The organism is Breznakia sp. PF5-3 (assembly GCF_029504745.1).
Classification (GTDB): Bacteria; Bacillota_I; Bacilli_A; order Erysipelotrichales; family Erysipelotrichaceae; genus Breznakia.
The window spans coordinates 1-17,055 of record NZ_JAQFIQ010000048.1; the positions used below are offsets into that span (position 1 = coordinate 1).

Here is a 17,055-nt window from a genome sequence, read left to right on the forward strand (position 1 = left end):
CCTATTTAGTTTTCAAAGATCTAATTCTCTTGCTCGGCTCTCGACCGTGCCTGTTTATAATATCAAATCTATTTACCCCTGTCAACGCTTTTTTTTCGTTTTTTTAAAAAAACAAGGAGCTTTATTATAATATCACATTTAAACCTATTCTTCTATACCAAAACGAACAAATTTTTACCATTTATTCCACTTTTTTTGTATTGCTATTTTTAAAAAAACAATATATAATAGTTTACAGTTGCCCGGGTGGTGAAATTGGTAGACGCAGTGGACTCAAAATCCACCGGTAGAAATACCGTACCGGTTCGATTCCGGTCTCGGGCACCATATTCCAAAGAAAAGCTAAGGAAATTTCCTTAGCTTTTTTATTTTGTCATATAAAATGATTGATAATCAATCGCCCGCATGGTAGCAAGAATTCCATCAAGATGATCATATTCATGTTGAATCAATTCTGATAAATCGCCTTCAAAAACAATTTCCTGCTTTTGCCATTGTTCATCATAATAACAAACTTTGCATTTTTTGTATCTCTGTACCATAACATTTAAATTAGGAAATGACATACAATCATCTAATACATCCATCTTTTCAGACCCTATAAATTCAAGAGTAGGATTTATAAAAACGATTGGCTTATCTATATACATATAAATAATTCGTTTATGGATATAAATTTGTGGAGCAGCAATTGCTCTTCCTTTTTTATATTTCCTTTTAAACTCCATAAGTGTATCATGCAAATCAATGACAATATTACGCACATCAGAATTCAACAACACTTCTTCACTTTTTTGATACAAAGCATCATCGCCTAAAAGTAAAATATCTTTAACCAAGACAATCCCTCCTCAATAAAAATAGATAGCCTTTAATGTTTACTATAATTCAACCGTATGTTCTTTGTCTGGCTTTGGTAAAATCAAATTCAACAATACTCCTACCACTGCTGATAATGCAGTGCCTGACAAGGTTGCAATTTCTCCTAATGGGAAAACAGCACCACCTAATCCAATAACGAGCATTGCACTGGCAATAATTAAATTACGTTGTTGTGAGAAGTCTACTTGATTATCTACTAACACGCGCAATCCATTACTAGCTATTACACCATATAGCATAATTCCCATTCCACCTAATACACATGCTGGAATCGTTTGAATAGCTGCGGATACATACCCACAAAATGATAAGAAAATCGCAAATACTGCAGCTCCCATAATTACATATACAGAACCGATTCGTGTCATTCCGATAACACCTGTGTTTTCACCATAAGTAGTATTCGCTGGTCCACCAATAAAACCACTTACTGCTGTAGCCACACCATCACCAATTAACGTGCGATCCAATCCAGGGTCTTTCAAGAAATTCTTACCACAAATCTTTCCTAATACCGTATGGTCACCAATATGTTCTGAAATTGTCACAATGGCAACTGGTAACATCGCAATTGTTTCTGGGCCAAAATATAAATCATATTGTCTGAAGTCGCCCAACTTGAATGGGAATGCAAATTCCGGAACTTGGAAAAACTGTGCTGTTTCAAAAGGTGTGAAATCAACAATTCTTCCGCCTATATCAATATTGAAAACAGAAGCAATCTCTGGAAGAATAACAGCAAAAACATATCCCACAATAATCGCTATTAGAAATGGTACAATCTTCATAAAGCCTTTTGCTTTAGTAGAAATTAACGCAGCCGTTAAAAATGTAATAATAGCAACCATAATCTGTCCCAATGTCCCAGCGTCTGTAAAACCTGCATTGGATACTGCACTTCCTGCTAGTCCAAGACCAATAACTGCAATCATTGGTCCAATTACAATTGGAGGTAACAGTTTATCAATCCAATTTTTCCCAACCACTTTAATTAACAATGCAACTGCAATATAAATGATTCCCACTAAAATAAGCCCTGTTTGAGCTGCAGATATATCTCCGCCCATTGCATCAACAGCAAAAACTACAGCTGTAATATAGGCAAAAGAAGATCCAAGATATACTGGCACTTTACGTTTTGTACAAAATATGTAAATCAAGGTCCCTATCCCTGATGCGAAAATAGCTACCGAAACTGGATATCCTGTAAGAATCGGCACCAAAATCGTAGCACCAAACATCGCAAACACATGTTGGATACTCAAGAAAAACCATACCGATGGTTTTGGCTTCTCATCAATTTGAATAATCAAATTATTCGTTTTTTCTTCTGTTATATTTTTTTCCATATAGTCCCCCTTAGATATATATAACATTATAAAAATGGAGTTTCCTCCATTTATAAATTACCTTTTTTTAAAGAAAACAGGAATCCCGTCATCCTCTTCAACATCTTCCACTTCCAACGTTGCATCCTTTACCTCTTGTTGGGTTGTGCTTTTTGGAGTGAAATCAAAGGTCTCTACTGTCACTTCTTTTTCAACGGGCTTGCGTACTGAAACTTTTTCTTCAAATCCTGTCGCTATTACCGTTACAATGATTCTATCTTGTAATGCAGGGTTTATTGCAACTCCAAAAATCGTATCAATATCTCCACCTGCAGCTTCTTTAATATATTGAGTAGCATCATCTGCATCATATAGACTAACTGTTTCTCCACCTGTAATATTAATAATCGCCTTTTTAGCACCTGTGATTTGTGCTTCCAACAATGGAGATTGAATTGCTTTTTCTGCAGCAGCTTTTGCTTTTTCTTCACCTTCTGCCATACCAACACCGATTAATGCTTTCCCTTGTTCTTTCATAATCGTTTTCACATCTGCAAAATCAAGATTAATTAATGCTGGCGCAGCAATTAAATCAGTAATTGTTTGTACTCCTTGACGAAGAACATTATCTGCCGCTTCAAACGCTTCAATTAATGGCTTTCTACCAATTACTTCTAACAAATTATTATTTGACACAATAATTAAAGAATCAACATTATCTTTAAGTTCTTCTAAACCTGTTTCTGCTTGCTTCGCTCTTGTTCCACCTTCAAAGCTAAACGGTTTTGTAACGATTCCAACTGTTAACGCACCTTCTTCTTTGGCAATTTTTGCAAATAATGGTGCAGCACCAGTACCTGTTCCTCCACCTAAACCAGCAGTAATAAATACCATGTCGCTGCCTTTAATTGCTTCGCGAATTTCTCCTTCTGTTTCAAGTGCAGCTTTACGCCCTATTTCTGGATCTGAGCCGGCACCTTGCCCTTTGGTAACGCCCATCCCCAATACTATTTGGTTTTTCACAGGTGAAGTGCCAAGTACTTGTAAATCTGTATTGGCAACATAAAATTCTACACCCTGTACACCTTCATTGACCATTCTATTTACAGCGTTACAGCCTCCGCCACCTACACCAAATACTTTGATCGTTACGACCTTCTTGAATTCTGAATCACTCATTATCAACTAATCCTCTCTTTCCTTCTCTATCTATTTAATAAGATGTTTTTTAGCTTTTTAGTAAATGCATTCTCATCTTCTTTTTTTACCTGTCTATCATTTGTAGCACTATACTCAATATTTGTATCATCTGTGTTTAACAATGCCTGCCATTTCTTATGACAGAAAATAGCACCTAACGTTGCACTATAACAACCTTTACGGACCCCAATTGTCGTTGGTAAATAAACACTTGTATCAATTGAGAAATGATCACATATGACATTCATTCCAATAATATCTGCTCCAGATCCACTAATTAACATCTTCGATGATTCATTTTGAGCAATCAGCTCATTAGCATCATTGATTTCATGAATCCAATTATTCAACTCTTCATCAATTGCCTCATATATTTCTTTACGAGTCACTTTTTTATGCTCATCTCGTTCTGCCCATATATAAACAATTGAATCATTCAAATCTTTTGGCGCATAAATTGCGGATTCTTTCAACAAATCTAAACTCTCTTTATAACTTAAATGATATTTACGACGAATTGCTTCCACAAAACGATTATATCCATAATTTAAGCTTTCACAACCCAGAAGTCTCCCTTTATAAAAAAGTGATAAATCTGTATTGGTTTTTTCACAATTCAAAAGGACCATATATTTTTCCATAGAGCTTTCAAAAATTGCTGACTCTTCTGCAATCGCATAGTTGTCCAAACAAATATCTTGAACACTAATACCTGCAGCCTCTATACAAGTTACATAAGAATAAACTGTTTGTTGATCAACACAGATGAAATCAATATCCATTGTCAATACATCCGCTTGCTCATCTAACGGAATAGTTCTTGAAGAAATACCACCATTCGTATATTTAATACTTCCTATATTTACAAATTCATAATTTTCCAAATAAAAAGTATCAATCGCTTTTTCAACTCCAATTCGTGCATGAGAAGCACGAATACGTTTACTTCCTTCTTCGATTGGTACATTCACACGCCGTTTAACGCATTTTACCTTTTGCGAAGGAATACACAAAATTATACTTCTTATTTTAAATCCAAGTGTCTTCTCAACATCATATAAAGCTTTCACTACAGATGCACTCACACTATCTTGATCAATAATTTCTTTATTTTTAATTCCAGAGGTCTTGACTCTTTCAACTTTTAACACGTTAAAACGAGACATAAAAAACTCTCCTACAATTAGCCGAAGTTCATCTTCAGCCAACTCAATACTAGCATAATACTGTTTTGCTTGCATTGTCTAACCTCCATCCTTACTTATAATATATAATATCATATTTCATTATACAAAAAAACATGTTTTTTTGTATAATGAAATAAACGAATCAGTTTAATTTAAGTTTTCTTTGAAATTGTAAATATCAAGATTTTTCTTGCTTTCTTTTTTCATAAATGGTATTATAAACAGGCAGTAAAAAGTACGAAAGGAGGATTTCATATGTCAAAAGTTTGTGCAATTACTGGCAAAGGGCCATTATCAGGTAATAAACGTTCTCACTCATTGCGTGCAACAAAACGTAAATGGAACGTCAATTTACAAACAGTTAAAGTGATGGTAGATGGAAAACCAAAGAAAATCCGTGTTTCCGCTCGTGCTTTAAAAACATTAAAAGCTAAAAAAGCTATCTAATCAAAAACACACTACTTAAGTGTGTTTTTTTTATCGTCTGATTCTATTATCACAATACTTCCCTTTTCAACTTTCACAAATGAACTCTCTTGAAGAGATTCATTTGACAATGTATAAACATCACTTGTTTGCAAACATTGTTTTGACAAAGGATATTCCACATTTTCAATTGTTATAATAGATGGTTCACATGCAAACAATGATAAATACTTTTTTGATGTTTTAATTTCATATTTTCCAACTTTTCTTTTATATATCACATTTTGATTATCCACAATTGTAAACGGCACATCTGCAAAAGCTAATAGATGATATAAAGATATAAAATGATCCAATCGCCCACCAGTAACACCAGTGATAAATACTTCATCATAATGTTGCAACGCAAACCTAATAGCATACTCACTATCACTTTCATTTTTTCGAACAGGAAGTTTTTTTATTTTTGTAACCTTCTCTAACTCTACTAATTCATCAGCGCTTATAGAATCAAAATCGCCAATTGCATAATCCATTTTGATATTCAATTCTCGCAAAATTGTTGCTCCACGATCAACACCAATATAATGGTAAGCTGGGTTCCACTCTAACTCATATCCTTTATTTGCAACAAGCATTACTTTAGACATTTTAATTCCTTTACTTTCTCTTCAATATTATGTTTAAAAATATAGCTTCCAGCAACCAAAACATCGACACCTGCTTCAACACATAAGTTTGCTGTCTCAAAATTAATCCCACCATCAACTTCAATCAAATATGGTAATGTATTTTGAATGCGATATGCATCCAAATATTTAATTTTATCCAATGAAGATTCGATAAATGATTGTCCTCCAAATCCTGGAGTGACACTCATTACCAACACCAAATCTATACTATCTAAAATTGGCTCTAACACTTCTACTTTAGTATCTGGTTTTATGCTAATCCCACATTTACAACCAAATTTATGAATCTTATCACAAAGCTCTATACACTTTTCAATTGATCCCAACGCCTCATAATGAAAAGTAACTAAATCAGCACCTTGATTAATAAAAATTTCAGAGATAAATACTGGATCACTCACCATAATGTGAACATCCATAAACATGGATGTCTTTTTTTTGAATCCTCTTAAAATATCCGGTCCAAAGGTTAAGTTCGGAACAAAGTGTCCATCCATCACATCAAAATGGAGCCACTTTGCTTCACTATTCATTACATTTTCTAATTGCTCATCCGTTTTACTATAGTCAAGTGATAAAATGGATGGTGCTATGATAATCTCACGTTTCATAACTTCCTCCTACTTTTTAGACTGCTTTATTTGCATGATAATCTCTTTATAGTGCTCGTAACGATATGCTACGATTTTCTCTTTATCAACTGCATCTATGATTGCACAATTTGGTTCATTGATATGTATACAATCATTGAATTTACATAATCCTATATATGGTTTAAAATCTTCGATACATTTACTAAGTTTCTGAATATCTAAAGAATCAAAATCAAGAGAAGAAAAACCTGGTGTATCTGCAATCCATCCTCCATTAATTGGAAATAATTGCGTATGTCTTGTAGTATGTTTCCCTCGTCCTAACGCCTTTGAAATTTGTTGTGTCTTAATCTGTAAGGAATCATCAATCCGATTCAACAAACTAGACTTACCAGCGCCACTTTGACCTGTTAAAACGCTCACTTTATCCGTTAAAATATCTTCAATTTCTTTGGTGTCAAAATCTTTCCCTGTTGTGTATACGTCATATCCAGATTTTCGATAATCTTCAATATATTGATATATCGTATTAGATTTATCTTCAATTAAATCCATTTTTGTAACACAAAGTACAGGTGTAATACCCGAATAAGATATCAAAAATATTAATCGATCAATTAATACCGTTGAAAAATCTGGATCTTTAGCACTCATTACAATAATCGCTTGATCTACATTCGCAATTGTTGGTCTTGTTAACTCATTTCTTCGTGGTAAAATCTTCTGAATACCAAATTTATCGCCAAGTTTTTCAAATACAACAATATCACCAGCAACAGGGCTTTGTCCTTTTCGCAATTTCCCCATAGCAATTGCATCATAGATTTCACCATCGCTATAAATCTGATATTGATTAGATATGATCTTGATAATTTTCCCTTGTTTCATATTAATAATAATATAATGTGACTACATTATCTCCTCTTTGCACATACGTTGATCCAGCCTCTGGTTCTTGTCGAATTACAACTCCTTTGGTTGCATCTTCAATATCATCTGGAATTTCTTCTTGGCTTAATTTAACTGTGATTCCATAACTTTCTAAATATCCTTTGGCTGTTTCAATTTTAGAGCCTTTGTAATCTTGAAGTACAATTGTAGTAGGTCTTGCGTATTTAAATCTAATTTTCTTTGAAACTCCAGGTACAAGTTTATCACCTTCAAACAATAATGATTGCTCCGTTATGGTGTTTTCTGCATATTCACTTGTCCAAAGAGGTTCTTCAAGCACCTCAACATAATCAGGCAACAACGCTTTTGCGTCCTCAAGTAACATTCCTTCATAATCACCCACTACAAAATATTTACCTGAACTGATTGTAATTGTAACTTTTGATCCCTTCACAACACTATTTTTTGCTTTGGGACTTTGCTTAACCACAAGCCCAGCTTCAACATCATCAGTAATTTCTTCTTTTACATTAACATTTAATTCTAAGCCATATTCCTCAAGCAATTCTTTTGCTTGTTCTTCGGATAAGCCTTTAAGATTTGGAACATTTACATATTGCTCTGGTCGAAACCCTTCAACAATTCCAGAATAGTAAATTCCTGCTGTTCCTCCAGTTATTAAAAGTGCAAGGATTGCAATAGCAGCAATAATCGTTCGTCTTTTTTTGCGTTTCTTATTTTGGGCTGTATTAACATTTTTTACCGTTTCACTATCGATATTAGGAATTTGTGTTTTTTGCGTACCATCAAATACCATAGTTCCTGAATTTTGATCATCTTCATCATGGAATGTCACTTTTTCAACATTTGCAAATTCTGGCAACAAACACATATCTAAATCAAAAGCCATATCTTTAGTATTTTCATAACGGAATCTTCGATTTTTTGCTGTAGCACGAAGAATGATATTTTCTACACTCTGTGGAACTGTTTTGTTAAATTCACGCACAGAAGGGATATCTTCACGCATATGACGCATCGCAATTTGTACTGGATTATCACCAGTAAACGGAACCGACCCTGTTAATAATTCATAAAATACAATTCCTAATGCATAAATATCGATTTGCACTGTCGCCGTTTCGCCACGTGTTGTTTCAGGTGCAATGTAATGCGCACTCCCCAGTACGGAATCACTTTGTGTAAGTTGTACTGAATCATGTGCTAATGCTATACCAAAGTCAGTTATTTTAACGGTTCCATCATCTTTCACTAAAACATTTTGAGGTTTTATATCACGATGAATAATATTATTTTCATGAGCATGTGAAACTGCAGCAACTAACTGCTTCATAATGGAAACAGCTTCTTCTTTATCTAAGGCTCCACGTTGACGAATCAACTGCTTTAATGTTTTTCCTCGTACATATTCCATCACAATGTAATTTTTACCATCAAATTCCCCAATATCATACACTTCAACAACATTAGGATGATGCAATTTTGATATTGCACTCGCTTCTCTTTGGAAACGCAACAAAGCTACTGGATCTTTTCCAGATTCACCACGCAATACCTTTACTGCAACTTCACGATTCAAAATCGTATCAATCGCTAAAAATACATCTGCCATCCCTCCAGAACCAAGCGATGTAACAACCATGTAACGATTGGCAATCATGTTTTGTTCACTCATTCTAGTAACCCTCCTTTTCAGCAATAATAACTGTCACGTTATCAAAGCCACCTGCATTTTCACTTGCTTTGATTAATTCTTTCACCTTTTCTTCAATGCTCCAATTTTGTTCAAGAATATTTTTTATTATGGAAGATGAAACAAACCCATGCAGCCCATCACTACACACCAATAAAGCTTTATAGCTTTCTTTAATTTTATTAATTGTTGGCTCCACTTCATTCCAAATGCCCAAAGCCTTGGTCAACATACCACCTCGCGGATGAAGAGACGCTTCACTAGCCGTAATTTCTCCAGCACTTACCAAATCTGCTGCAAAGTTATGATCTTCTGTTAAACTTATCAAATCCTCATAAATTGCATACACACGACTATCCCCACAATGGAAGATAAACGTTGCATCTGCTGTAAACAAAACCCCAGCAAGGGTTGTTCCCATACCTTTCAGTTCTTTTGATTTTGTGGATTGTGTAAACACTTCATCATTTGCTTTGTTGATTGCATCTAATATCCATTCTCTATTTTTTTGATCACTTTTCAACACTGGTTTTTCAATGAAAGATTTTGCTAATGAATCCTTTGCCAATTGACTTGCAACATCACCAGCATTACCACCACCAATACCATCACACACAATAGCAAAAGACTCACCATTCACATTTGTTGAATAGTAGTAACTATCTTGATTTTGCTTTCTGATTAATCCAGTATCACTTAATCCATAAATTATCATGTTCTAGTTTCCTTTCTTCATTTCGTTGGCACGTAACTGTCCACAAGCAGCATCAATATCACTGCCATGTTCTTTTCGAATTGTACAACGCACTCCTAATTTCATTAATTTATCATAAAAAACCATTGCAGATGTCCGATCAACACCAACAAATCCTTGTTCATCTACTGTATTATATGGGATCAAATTAATATAATAATGATGTCCATGTAAGAGTTTCGCAAGTTGTTTTGCATGTATGTCTTTATCATTAACACCTTTCAACAAGATATACTCAAACGTTAACCTGCGATTATTCAATGTTTCATAATCCGTTAAACTATCCATTAATTCAGCTAATGGATATGCTTTATTAATTGGCATTAACTCATTGCGCAATTCATCATTTGGTGCATGTAATGAAATTGCTAAATTATATTGATATTGTGCTTTGGCAAATTTTTTAATCATTGGTACAATTCCACAAGTTGAAATTGTGATATGTCGCGCACCAATCGCCAACCCATTATCTTCGTTTATGATTTCCAAAAAATTCATTACATTATCATAATTATCAAACGGTTCACCACATCCCATAACCACAACATGACTAACACGATCATCACCTTTGTCTAATTCTTTTTGAATAAACATAACTTGATCAACCATTTCTGCGGTTGATAAATCACGTTGCTTTTTCAATAATCCACTAGCACAAAAACTACATCCCATATTGCAACCAACCTGTGTTGATACACAAACGCTTTTTCCATAATCAAAAACCATCATTACCGTTTCCACCAAACTACCATCTGCTAGTGAAAACAAATACTTTGTTGTTCCATCTTTTGAAACCTGTTTTTTTACTAAGGTAAGCGTTGAAATATGAAATTCGCTTTTCAAAAATTCACGCGTTTCTAAATTTAAATCACTCATCGCATCAAAATCATTAACTCGATTTCTATATAGCCACTTAAAAATTTGTTTTCCTCTAAATTTTTTCCACCCTTGTGTGAGTGCGAATGCTTGGATTTCATCATAATTTAAATCATAGATACTTTTCATTTTTTCAACACCTTTTCAGCTTTTTCATTATACCATATTTTATATCTTTTATAGGGATGATATTTTTTTTAGTTTTGCCATGTAAAATCCATCTGTATTATATGTAAATGGAAAAATTGTTATTTCTTCATCTAATATGAAATTTGGATTTTTCTTCAAAAACGCTTGCACCTGTAATTCATTTTCTTTCTTATTCATTGTACATGTTGAATAAACCATTGTACCATCAACTTTCAATAAGCTTTCTGCCGCTTGTAATAAAGATGCTTGAATCTTTATAATCTCATCCATATCATCACTTTGCATATGATATTTAATATCACTTTTTCTTTTTAAAACCCCATAACCACTACATGGAGCATCAATCAAAATTTTATCAAAGTTTTCTGCATCATAGTGTTCTCTTGCTTTGGTTGCATCACATGCTTTGGCATCCACACAAATACAGCCTAATCTACGCATTGTAGCCTTCACTAATTCAATACGATGTTCATGAATATCCAATGCTACGATTTTACCTTTATTCTTCATCAGAGCAGCCATATGTGCAGTTTTAGAACCTGGCGCACTACACATATCCAAAACAACATCCGTTTCTATAGGCGCCAAGAATCTTGCCACCATCTGGCTTGCCTCATCCTGTACACTTACATATCCATATTTGAAATCTTCACTAGCAGCAACACTCCCTTTTTTGAAAATGAGAGCATCTGGGCTAAGATTCCCTTCTATATATGTATCTCGACCTTTCAATAAAGCTTTTTTATCTGTTTTAATCGTATTCACACGAACTGTTTGATTCGGTGTTTTCAAAGCATCAAAACATAATTTTCGGGTAACATCTTTACCATATTGCTTATTCCACATTTTCACCATCCATAATGGGAATGAAGTTTCTATAGCTAAGATTTCATCTTCATCTCCTTCTAATGGGCGTTTCCCTTCTTTGATAACTCTTCGTAGAATAGCATTTACAAATTTTTCAAACTTTCCATCATATTTCTTCTTTGAGATTTCGACTGCTTCATTCGTAATCGCAAATGCAGGTATACGATCTAAAAATAAAAGTTGATAAACACTCATATTGATTAAAATTTCAATTTCTTTTTTCACAAGCTTTTCGCAATACACTTTCCACTGATAATCTAAATATCGATAATTCTGTAATGTACCATATACAATTGTGCTAATAAGTGCTTTATCTTGATTTGAAAAATCTTTCATTCCATCTTTCAACACCAAATGTGAATACTTTTTATGAATGCATATATCAATCAACATTCGATAGGCCTTTTCTCTTACTGTCATATTGTCTCCTATTCCATATATAATGGATTTACATCAATTTCTAATTTGAATTTATATTTTTGCTTTCGATGTATTTCATCAATCTTACGAACACATTCTACCAGCTTTTCAAAATCTTTACTTTTTAACACTATACGCATTCGATAATCATCATTTCTTTTCAATAATTCAATTGGTCCCAATACCCGTAGTTCTTCAAAGTGAACATACTTTACAATCTGTTCCACACCTTGATGTAATTTATCATCATCCGAACAAGTAAATATCAAACTTGCTAAATAGGTATAAGGAGGGTATTTTCCCAAATGCCGAAATTGCATTTCTTTATGAAAAAAAGTTTTATAATCCTGCTCTTTAGCACATTGAATTGCATAATGGTCAGGATCATACACCTGAATCATGACTTCTCCATCTTTACTTCCCCTGCCACTTCTTCCACTCGCTTGGACAAGTAAATCAAATGTTAGCTCTACACTTCGATAATCATTTCGTGAAAGCATTGCATCACCATTTAAAATACCGACCAAGGTAACATTTTCAAAATCCAAGCCTTTTGCTATCATTTGTGTTCCTAACAAAATATCATATTCATGATTACCAAATTTATCCAATAATATTTCATGGGCATTTTTATATCTTGTTGTATCTGCGTCCATACGTAAAATTTTTGCTTCAGAAAAAGTTTGTGATAAATATTCTTCTAACTTTTGCGTTCCAATACCTAAATACTTTAATTTTGTACTTCCGCATTCACTACAATGTGCAACCAAAGGTTCTCGATAATCACACATGTGACATACCAACTCATTTGAGCTCTTATGATAGTTTAATGCCAAATCACAATGTGGACACTTTCTAACACTCCCACATTCTACACACCGCAATACAGGGGCATATCCCCTACGATTAAGCAAAATAATAACCTGCTCTCCCTTATGTAACCGCTCTTCAATAGCAGCTTTCAATATATCACTAACGATATAATTACCATCACGTCGCATACTTTCTTGCATATTAATCAATTTTGTATTTGGAACATTATCATATATTCGTTTAGGCAGTTCTACCAATTGATAAACACCTTTATATGCTCTTGCATACGATTCTAAAGATGGTGTTGCACTCGCTAAGACAACACAGCAATCGTGATATTCTCCACGTTTAATTGCAATATCACGACAATGATAACGTGGTGTACTATCTTGTTTATAGCTTTGATCATGCTCTTCATCCATAATAATCAACCCAAGATTATCAAAAGGCATAAAAACAGCACTTCGAGTTCCCACAACAATAGAAACTTTTTTTTCAAAGACAAGTTTAAATTGCTCATATTTCTCTTGGTTATTTAAAGATGAATGATAAATTGCAATCTGTTCTCCAAATCTCCCTTTTACGCGCTCAACCATCTGTGGTGTTAAAGATATTTCTGGAACTAATATTAAAACCTGCTTTCCTTCATCCAAAGTCTTTTTTGCCAAATGTAGAAACACTTCTGTTTTTCCACTTCCCGTAACACCATGTAGCACATGTACGTGATGACCTTTATTGGCACTGATTTTCTCAACTGCCCTATGTTGATCCTCGTTCAAAGAAACCTCTTTATATTCTTTTTTACTCGTTGTCAATGTAGCACTAGCCTCTTCACTAACAAGTTCTACCGCTCCCAATTCTAACAATCTAGTAAGACAACTAAACATTTTATTGAAAACACTTCTTTTTACTTTTCTCTGATCTTTGATATACTCTAAAGCTATTTGCTGCTTTTTCCCTTTTACTTCTACCTCTGCTCGGAAAACAACATATACTTCTTCTTTCACTTTATGATTTGTAGATTTTGGTTTCAACTTTGATGGTAACATCGCTTGAAAGCAACTGATGAGTGGCGCCACACAGCTATGAGACATATCCTTTGCTAGATAGAATGCCTCTTCATTCAAAAGTGCATAATCATCTATTTTATCTATTACGCTATTTAATTTATAACCTAAATTAAATACTTCTTGCTCGCTCAATTCATAAATGCGTACAACAAACCCTATGATTTCACGATGTGCAAACTGAACTTTTACTCGCATTCCAGCGGTGATAGTCATATCATCACATTGATAACAAAAACTGCGATCAACCGCTGATGCACTATATTCAATATATATATCTGCTACTCGCATATACCCACCACTTTCTATTTAATAATAATACCACATATTAGATGAGGATAAAAAAAGAAGTTTCCTTATTTGGACACTTCTTTTACTTTTTTATTTCGCTTCTTTATCTTCAACTTTATCAATTGATACTGCTTCTTTTAAAGATGCTGCTAATCCTGTTAAACTTTGGATTTCACTTGGTATAATCAACTTCGTTGATTTTCCATTTGCTACTTTAGCTAATGCTTCCAATTCTTTAATCTTCACAGTTCCTTCATTTACTTCCGCTTGGGAAATGAAACTCAATCCATCAGCAGTCGCTTTTTGAACTTCAAGAATAGCTTTCGCTTGCCCTTCTGCTTCTAAGACCATTGCTTTTTGGCGACCTTCTGCTTCACGAATTTGACGTTCTTTAGCAGCTTCGGCTTGAAGAATAACAGATTCTTTTTCACCTTCTGCAATTAAAATTTGTGATTTTTTCTTTCCTTCGGCTTGAAGAATTGCTTCACGTCTTTCACGTTCTGCTTTCATTTGTTTTTCCATTGCATCTTGAATTTCACGAGGAGGTAAAATGTTTTTAACTTCCACACGATTCACTTTGATCCCCCATTTATCAGTAGCTTCATCTAAGATAGCACGCATTTGTGTGTTTATAACATCTCTAGAAGTCAATGTTGCATCTAAATCTAAATCCCCAATTAAATTACGCAATGTAGTTGCAGTTAAATTCTCTACTGCCATCATTGGGTTATTTACACCATATGCATATAATTTAGAATCTGTAACTTGAAAATATACTACAGTATCAATTTGCATAGTTACATTATCCTTTGTAATAACTGGCTGTGGTGGAAAATCAACCACATGCTCTTTTAATGATATTTTCTTAGCAATTCTTTCAATGAATGGTACTAAAAAATGTAATCCTGTTGACCATGTAACACGATAAGTCCCCAAACGTTCAATAACATACGACTCCGATTGATTTACAATTTTAACATGCATACCAATAAATGCAATAATAATAATTAAAAATACTAATAAAATAATCCACTCCATATCTAATTTACCTCCCGAGTAACAATTACCTTTACACCCTCTATTTGTTTTACAATAACTTCATTGCCTTTCTTCAATTCTGAATCATCATTCGTTTTTGCAGCCCAATCCATGCCTTCAATCATCACTCGTCCTTCCTTAGTAAGTGGATCGAAGTCATTAATTACGATTGCTGTTTTCCCAATGATTTCATTTGCATTCGTTGAAACTGTTGATGTATTTAACCGTTTCATCGCATATGGCCTTAAGATAACCAATGTTGCTATTGATACTATAATAAATACTATTAATTGTATAGAAAAGTCAACCCCTAAATAACTTAAGAATACACAAATTAAGCTTGCACTAGCAAACCAAATGGCAACAAGTTGCTGGGTTGCTACTTCAAATGCACATATCACAAAGAATAAAATAATCCAGCCATAGAAAATCGTGTCCATTAAATACCTCCTTTTTAATCAAAATAAAATAAATCTTCAAATTTTTTTTCCAATGCAACACACAAAATAAGCGCTAGTTTTGCTGTTGGATTAAATTGTCCTGTTTCAATTGAAGATATCGTTTGTCTTGAAACTCCTACCCATTCTGCTAGATCTGTTTGTGACCAACCTTTTTCTAATCTAGCTTCTTTGAGACGATTCTTCAATACTAACCTATCGTCCAAAATTTCACCTCATCATAGTGCAAACCATCCAATATACCCAGTTAGTGTCACAACTAAGAAAATTAATACATAAACACCAGTTAAAGCATACATTCGATTGTTTGAAATTCGCGCTTTTTGAAATGACATGAAAATCAAAGAAATTCCTACTGGCCACAAGACAATATAATACATATGAAATTGAATTCCAAAAATAACAATTCGAACATCTGGATTACTAATCATCAATATGGTTGCTAAAAGCAAAGAACAAGCAATTGCTATTAAATAACCATAATAAAATGATTTTTCATCTAAATAACGTTCATATAAATTCTTTCCTTTGAAATTCGCTTTGCTTTTTTTCAAAACCTCATCTCTGTCCACATCTAGCCTCCTTCTCCATGACAAGTTTTCTTGACATAACCATCATACTACTGCAAAGTTTACTTGTCAATAAAAACAAACAAGATTATCTTTGCATTTACAAAAAAGCCAGCATGCAAAGCACACTGGATACGTTTTGTATAATACATATTTCGACTATTATAATGTTTCGTTATATACACTATTAAAAATCATTTTCTTGATTTCTTGAAATTCTTCTGCATCAATTCGTTTATTATAAACCATAAGAATTAATGGAACAGTATTTACCACTGCATTTATTTTTGGTTGAACATATCCAAATTCAGATAATATAAAACCATTCTTTTCATAAAAAGCAATTCTTTTTTCACTAATATCATCATGAGGTTTCTCTACTTCTAATACTATTGTTTTATCCTTCATCTGTTCACAAACCTCGTGAATCATTTTTGACCCAACACCTTCACCTCGTGCAGCTCTATCAACTGCGAAATTTTCAATCACCACATATCGATCATCATTCCATATAATCATTGCTCCCTTTATCTCGGGATCATAATATCCATAAATATTCATTAATTCGCGATGATAGAGCTCTTTAATCTTTTCATATGGTCTAATTTCACTAATCGGAAAAGAAGCTTCCATAATATCATACGCTTCATCAAAATCGATAATTTTTTTAAACATATATTCCTCCACTACATGTTCTCCATTATATCACATTCCCACCATATTCCCCATGAAGACACAAAAAGGAGGGGCTGTGACAAATAAACAGACCTAAAATAAAAAGAACGCCTAATCTCGAGATGAGAAAAGACGTTCTTTTTGGTATAGTATATTTGTGCTAA

The 17,055-nt window shown here is 33.7% G+C and carries 18 protein-coding genes and 1 tRNA gene; 2 read left to right on the top strand and 17 right to left on the bottom strand.

Translation table 11 applies throughout. The annotated features are described in order from the left end of the window. Nucleotides 1–240: 240 nt before the first annotated feature. Nucleotides 241–327: transfer RNA gene (locus tag M2475_RS09910), tRNA-Leu, on the top strand. 38 nt (nt 328–365) lie between these two features. Here the strand turns inward: M2475_RS09910 and M2475_RS09915 are convergent. From M2475_RS09915 to M2475_RS09930, 4 genes are read right to left on the bottom strand one after another with little or no spacing between them, the layout of a single operon-like run. Then, nucleotides 366–839 carry a peptide deformylase gene (locus tag M2475_RS09915; protein WP_277491269.1) on the bottom strand — a complete coding sequence of 158 codons (474 nt, stop codon included), beginning with the start codon at nt 837–839 and terminating at the stop codon, nt 366–368. Between the two features lie 42 nt (nt 840–881). Then, nucleotides 882–2,231 carry a solute carrier family 23 protein gene (locus tag M2475_RS09920; RefSeq protein WP_277491270.1) on the bottom strand — a complete coding sequence of 450 codons (1,350 nt, stop codon included), beginning with the start codon at nt 2,229–2,231 and terminating at the stop codon, nt 882–884. 57 nt (nt 2,232–2,288) lie between these two features. Next, on the bottom strand, nt 2,289–3,389 hold the full coding sequence (gene ftsZ / locus M2475_RS09925) for a cell division protein FtsZ (RefSeq protein WP_277491272.1): 1,101 nt from the start codon (nt 3,387–3,389) through the stop codon (nt 2,289–2,291). A gap of 26 nt (nt 3,390–3,415) precedes the next feature. Further along, nucleotides 3,416–4,651, bottom strand: coding sequence for a hypothetical protein (locus tag M2475_RS09930; protein WP_277491273.1), 1,236 nt, complete (start codon nt 4,649–4,651; stop codon nt 3,416–3,418). Nucleotides 4,652–4,852: 201 nt separating this feature from the next. On the opposite strand from M2475_RS09930, the gene rpmB reads away from it, so the two are divergent. Next, a complete protein-coding gene (gene rpmB / locus M2475_RS09935) occupies nt 4,853–5,044 on the top strand; it encodes a 50S ribosomal protein L28 (RefSeq protein WP_277491274.1) in 192 nt (63 codons plus the stop codon). Between the two features lie 11 nt (nt 5,045–5,055). Here rpmB and M2475_RS09940 read toward each other — a convergent pair whose 3' ends face one another. The 13 genes from M2475_RS09940 to M2475_RS10000 all read right to left on the bottom strand — a co-directional run bounded on the left by M2475_RS09940 (nt 5,056) and on the right by M2475_RS10000 (nt 16,891). Further along, complete coding sequence (locus M2475_RS09940; RefSeq protein WP_277491275.1) at nt 5,056–5,673, bottom strand: thiamine diphosphokinase; 618 nt, start codon at nt 5,671–5,673, stop codon at nt 5,056–5,058. Next, the gene (gene rpe, locus M2475_RS09945) at nt 5,661–6,326 is read right to left on the bottom strand and encodes a ribulose-phosphate 3-epimerase (protein ID WP_277491276.1); all 666 of its coding nucleotides are present in this window, start codon (nt 6,324–6,326) and stop codon (nt 5,661–5,663) included. Before rpe ends, M2475_RS09940 begins: the two co-directional genes overlap by 13 nt. A 9-nt stretch (nt 6,327–6,335) precedes the next feature. After that, nucleotides 6,336–7,196 (bottom strand): ribosome small subunit-dependent GTPase A, encoded by an 861-nt coding sequence (rsgA, locus tag M2475_RS09950; RefSeq protein ID WP_277491277.1) that lies wholly within the window; start codon nt 7,194–7,196, stop codon nt 6,336–6,338. A gap of 1 nt (nt 7,197) precedes the next feature. Further along, entirely contained in the window at nt 7,198–8,895 is a 1,698-nt protein-coding gene (gene pknB / locus M2475_RS09955; RefSeq protein ID WP_277491278.1) for a Stk1 family PASTA domain-containing Ser/Thr kinase, read from the bottom strand. Nucleotide 8,896: 1 nt separating this feature from the next. Then, nucleotides 8,897–9,628, bottom strand: coding sequence for a Stp1/IreP family PP2C-type Ser/Thr phosphatase (locus tag M2475_RS09960; protein WP_277491279.1), 732 nt, complete (start codon nt 9,626–9,628; stop codon nt 8,897–8,899). A 3-nt stretch (nt 9,629–9,631) separates the two neighbouring features. Next, the gene (rlmN, locus tag M2475_RS09965; protein ID WP_277491280.1) at nt 9,632–10,672 is read right to left on the bottom strand and encodes a 23S rRNA (adenine(2503)-C(2))-methyltransferase RlmN; all 1,041 of its coding nucleotides are present in this window, start codon (nt 10,670–10,672) and stop codon (nt 9,632–9,634) included. A gap of 48 nt (nt 10,673–10,720) precedes the next feature. Beyond that, nucleotides 10,721–11,980, bottom strand: coding sequence for a 16S rRNA (cytosine(967)-C(5))-methyltransferase RsmB (gene rsmB / locus M2475_RS09970; RefSeq protein ID WP_277491282.1), 1,260 nt, complete (start codon nt 11,978–11,980; stop codon nt 10,721–10,723). Between the two features lie 8 nt (nt 11,981–11,988). Then, a complete protein-coding gene (priA, locus tag M2475_RS09975; protein ID WP_277491283.1) occupies nt 11,989–14,151 on the bottom strand; it encodes a primosomal protein N' in 2,163 nt (720 codons plus the stop codon). A 90-nt stretch (nt 14,152–14,241) separates the two neighbouring features. Next, a complete protein-coding gene (locus tag M2475_RS09980) occupies nt 14,242–15,189 on the bottom strand; it encodes an SPFH domain-containing protein (RefSeq protein ID WP_277491284.1) in 948 nt (315 codons plus the stop codon). 2 nt (nt 15,190–15,191) lie between these two features. Then, entirely contained in the window at nt 15,192–15,629 is a 438-nt protein-coding gene (locus M2475_RS09985; RefSeq protein WP_277491285.1) for an NfeD family protein, read from the bottom strand. A 14-nt stretch (nt 15,630–15,643) separates the two neighbouring features. Further along, entirely contained in the window at nt 15,644–15,853 is a 210-nt protein-coding gene (locus tag M2475_RS09990; RefSeq protein ID WP_277491286.1) for a helix-turn-helix transcriptional regulator, read from the bottom strand. Between the two features lie 12 nt (nt 15,854–15,865). Then, nucleotides 15,866–16,219: a hypothetical protein gene (locus M2475_RS09995; RefSeq protein ID WP_277491287.1), complete on the bottom strand. Its 354-nt coding sequence runs from the start codon at nt 16,217–16,219 to the stop codon at nt 15,866–15,868. A gap of 159 nt (nt 16,220–16,378) precedes the next feature. Then, nucleotides 16,379–16,891, bottom strand: a complete 513-nt coding sequence (locus M2475_RS10000) for a GNAT family N-acetyltransferase (protein WP_277491288.1) — start codon at nt 16,889–16,891, stop codon at nt 16,379–16,381. Between the last annotated feature and the right edge of the window lie 164 nt (nt 16,892–17,055).